5 protein-coding genes and 1 pseudogene are annotated in these 3947 nt (G+C 67.6%); all 6 read right to left on the minus strand.

What is annotated here, in order from left to right:
* The coding region (locus ACE3UY_RS21435; protein ID WP_374689519.1) for an NAD(P)-dependent oxidoreductase at positions 1-704 on the minus strand (704 nt) is incomplete at its 3' end.
* 15 nt (positions 705-719) lie between these two features.
* Positions 720-1646 (minus strand): annotated as a pseudogene (locus ACE3UY_RS21440) (pyridoxal-phosphate dependent enzyme); the annotation flags it as partial.
* A gap of 90 nt (positions 1647-1736) precedes the next feature.
* Complete coding sequence (locus tag ACE3UY_RS21445; protein WP_374689515.1) at positions 1737-2624, minus strand: GNAT family N-acetyltransferase; 888 nt, start codon at positions 2622-2624, stop codon at positions 1737-1739.
* Between the two features lie 117 nt (positions 2625-2741).
* On the minus strand, positions 2742-3107 hold the full coding sequence (locus ACE3UY_RS21450; RefSeq protein WP_374689516.1) for a response regulator: 366 nt from the start codon (positions 3105-3107) through the stop codon (positions 2742-2744).
* Between the two features lie 92 nt (positions 3108-3199).
* Positions 3200-3457 (minus strand): Trm112 family protein, encoded by a 258-nt coding sequence (locus ACE3UY_RS21455; RefSeq protein ID WP_374689517.1) that lies wholly within the window; start codon positions 3455-3457, stop codon positions 3200-3202.
* A 145-nt stretch (positions 3458-3602) separates the two neighbouring features.
* Positions 3603-3947: NAD-dependent deacetylase (locus ACE3UY_RS21460; protein ID WP_374689518.1), on the minus strand; the 345-nt coding region annotated here is incomplete at its 5' end.

Below are 3947 nucleotides of genomic sequence, written 5' to 3' on the forward strand. Positions count from 1 at the left end.
GCCGACGGCTTCATCAGCGCCAGCTCATCCGCGCCGATGATCGCCTCGGCGTGGCCGCGGAAGGAGATGTGCAGGCTGACGAAGTCCGATCGCCGCAGCAGGTCGGCGAAGTCGGTGGCCCGAACGCCGGGGTCGAGGGCCAGCTCGGGCGTCAGGCGCGGCTGGTTGACCAGGATTTGCATGTCGAACGCCGCGGCGCGTTGGGCCACCTGGCGGCCGACCGCGCCGTAGCCGACCAGGCCCAGCGTCTTGCCAGCCAGCCGGCCGTCGCCGAACCGCTCGGCCAGCGCCAGCAGGCGGCCGACGGTGTGCTCGGCGATGGCGACGGCGCGGCTGTCAGCCGGCGCGCCGATGGCGATGCCCAGGGCGCGCGCGGCGCTCACGTCGATGTTGGCGAGGTGGCTGTCCAGACTGCCGATGGCCTTCAGGTTGTAGCCGTACTTGAGGACGTGGGAACTGATCGACTGCCGCCGCCCGACGATGAGCGCCTGGTAGTCGCCGATGCGGCTGATGAGCGTCTCCTCGTCGGCGTCCGGCGCTTCGTCCAGTTGGGCGACCTCGGCCAGCAGGGCGCGGGCCGGCTCCTCCAGCGGCGTACAGAGCAGGACGCGCGCCGGACGGCCATCAGCCGATGCCTGCTGACCGCCGCGCGCTGTCGGCCGTCCGCCGTCGGCCGCCGGCTGTCCATCTTCCGCGCTCCGCATCCGCTGTAATAACCCACTCACATCGACGTTGCCGCCGCTGAGCAGGACGCCCACCCGCGCCCCCGGCGGCAGCGGGTAGCGCCCGGCCAGCAGCGGGGCCAGGGCCACGGCCGAACTCGGCTCGACGACGATCTTCAGCCGCGCCCAGATGAACTCCAGCGCGTCCAGAATCTCGGTCTCGCTGGCCGTGGTCATGTCGGCCAGGTAGCGGCGCATGATCGCCAGGTTGCGCTGGCCGATAGCCCGCGTGCGCAGGCCATCGGCGATGGTGGCCGGCACAGCATCGAGCTTGAAAACCGCGCCGTCGCGCCAGGAGCGATTGGCGTCCGCGCCCAGCTCCGGCTCCACGCCGACGACGCGGCAGTCGGGCGCGCGCAGTTGGGCGGCCAGGGCGCAGCCGCTAATCAGTCCGCCGCCGCCAACGGGCACGAACAGGTAGTCGAGCAGGCCCACCTCGTCGAACAGTTCCAGGGCGGCCGTGCCCTGCCCGGCGATGATGTCGTCGTTGTCGAAGGGGTGCACCAGGGTGTAGCCATGGTCGGCGATGAGTTGAGCGGTCACTTCTTCGCGGTAGAGGGCGTCACAGGTGACGATCTCCGCGCCATAACCGGCGGTGGCGGCGCGCTTGTTGGGTGGGGCGTCCTCCGGCATGACGACGACGGCGCGCACGCCCAGCAGCCGCGCGGCCAGGGCCACGCCCTGGGCGTGGTTGCCGCTGGAGTGGGTGATGACCCCGGCCGCCCGTTCGGCGTCGCTCAGCCGGCTGATGGCGTTATAGGCCCCGCGGAACTTGAACGCGCCCATGCGCTGGAAGTTCTCGCACTTGAAGAAGACGCGGCCGCCGGTGCGCTCATCAAGCGTCCGCGACGTCAGCACCGGCGTGACGTGGGCCACGCCCGCAATGCGCTCCGCCGCGCGGAGTACTGCCTCTGGCTCAATCATATTCAGACCTTCTCTTGAAGAGATAATCCGCAGATTTCGCAGATTACGCAGATTTTTCTGAACTCTGCGAAATCTGCGGATCATTTCTTCTTATATCTGGCGCACCATTTCGATGCGGCGGAAGACCTCAAAGTACCCCGCGCGCTGCGAGCCTTGCCAGCGGGCATCGTCGGGGATGTTCTCGATGGTGGCGTCCTGAGTGGCGTGTAGGCGGTGCAGGATCGCCAACAGATTGGCGGCGACGGCCGCCTCGTCGCCGCGCCGCACCTCAAGGCAGATGCGCTTGAGTTGCAGCGCGGTGGCCTGGTAGGAGACCCAGCCGCTCGCGCCGTCCTTGAATTTCACCAGAATGGCCGACAGGTGGGGCGTTTGATGCTGCGTCTCGCGCCCTGGCTCCTCGACTGCCGCCAGGCGGCGCACGTTGCGCATGCTCTCGACCGCGTTGAGCCAATTGGGGCGCACGTGCCGGTCGCAGTGCAACTCAATGGCCTCGTCGTGCTGGAGGTAGTCGATCTTGTCCGCGGCCAGGATGGCGGCCATATCGCGCGGGGCCCGCGGCGGCCGGCGGCCGATGACCAATTCGCGCGTCGGCCGGAAGCCGTACTTCAGGAAGAGTTGCCGGGCCGGCTCGTTGCCCTTGATGACCTCCAGCCAGACCTCGGACAGGCCCTCCGCCTCCGCCTGGTCTAGCAATCCTTGCAGGAGGGCGCTGCCGACCCCTTGCCGGCGGCCCTCCGGCAGCACGCCCAGGCGCGTCAACCAACCGCTGCCGGGCCGCTTGCCGAGCATGCCCAGGCCGACGACCTGCTCGCCGGTGACGGCCACGCGTGAGGCGACCATGTCCACGTCATAGAGGGTGATGTACTCGCCCAGCCGCGCCGGGTTCATGGGCATGGGGATGAGGTAGTCGGTGCGGGTCTGGTTATAGGCGTCGGTCAGCTCATCAAGGGTGAACTCGCTGGCAGGTAAAAGGATCATCTTGGGTACTTCTGATGGTTCCTTGCTGGGGGAAGAAGCATCCACAGATTTCGCAGATTTTCTACCCCTACGATGTGTGTCGCGGTGGACGCCTGATCCCGGCGACGATAGCGCGGCTCAGCCCTCCAAATAGGCCGCGATCTGGCCGGCGAACTCGGCGACGCTGATCGGCTTGGAGATGCAGCCCGTACAGCCGTAACGCGAGGCCATCTCGTTGGCGATGGCTTCCGGCCAGGCGGTCAACGCCACAATGGGCACGTAGGCGAACTGCGGCGACTCGCGCAAGACGGCCACAAGCGTCTGTCCGTCCATGTCCGGCAGCCCCATATCGAGCAGGATGAGGTCGGGCTGTTCGCGGAAGGCCATATCGATGCCGGTCTGGCCGTCGGCGGCGTGCAGCAGCCGATAACCGTGCGGCTCCAGCACACGCTCGACCAGCCGCTTGTTGGCGAAGTTGTCCTCGATCTGCAGAATCGTCTTCATCAAATCGTCGCTGGCGTCGCTCGGCCATTCCTGACCGAGCGTGCTATGGTTGTGCCGAGCACAGGATAAGAATCCTGTACTACAACGAACGATCAGCCGGGGGGCGGTGGGACAGGGAGCGCCTCTTCGGCCACGCCGCGCCACTTCTCGCCCTCCTCGATCATCATGATGGGAATGCCGTCGCGAATCGGGTACTTCATGCCCGACTCATCGCACACCAGCCAACAGCCGCGGACAAGCCGCAGCCGGCCGGGGTCAGGGCTGTGCGTCTTGTCGCGCACGGCCACGGGGCAACGCAGTATCTCCAGAAAGAGGGGGTTCAGGGGGGCGGGGTTATCCGTCTTGCTCATAGCGGGGCTCGCATGGAAGCGATTAGCTCAGATTGGCCGGATGATAACAGATAGCGCGGCGATGGGCTACAAAGAATGGGACGCAGATGGCGCTGATTCTGGCTTGACAGCGGAAATCAGCGTCCGAATCAGCGTTATCTGCGTCCTATTCTTCACCCCAAACCGCGCTCACCAGCGCCGGCAGGATGCGGCCGGACGGGCCGCGCAGGGTGTGGGTCATCCAGCGGGAGAGCGGCGTCTCGTCGGGGTTGATCTCCACCACGACCGCGCCGGCATCCAGCGCTTCCAGCGGCAGCGAGGCCGCCGGCTGGACGAGGCCGGACGTACCGACGGTCAGGAACACCTCGGCGGCGCGGGCAGCGGCGAAGGCGCGCTCCAGCGCGTCGACCGGCAGCGCCTCGCCGAACCAGACCACGTCGGGCCGCAGCAGACCGCCGCAGTGGGGGCAGAGGGGCGGCGGCGCGTCCGTCTCCGCCCACGTCTCGACGAC

It is taken from the genome of Promineifilum sp. (SeqCode) (genome assembly GCF_041918635.1).
In the GTDB taxonomy this organism is placed as follows: domain Bacteria; phylum Chloroflexota; class Anaerolineae; order Promineifilales; family Promineifilaceae; genus Promineifilum.

Excerpts from the sequence above, each read along its gene's own strand:
- ACE3UY_RS21450 (WP_374689516.1), bottom strand. The coding sequence starts at position 3,107 with ATGAAGACGATTCTGCAGATCGAGGACAACTTCGCCAACAAGCGGCTG.
- ACE3UY_RS21455 (WP_374689517.1), bottom strand. The coding sequence starts at position 3,457 with ATGAGCAAGACGGATAACCCCGCCCCCCTGAACCCCCTCTTTCTGGAG.
- ACE3UY_RS21445 (WP_374689515.1), bottom strand. The coding sequence starts at position 2,624 with ATGATCCTTTTACCTGCCAGCGAGTTCACCCTTGATGAGCTGACCGAC.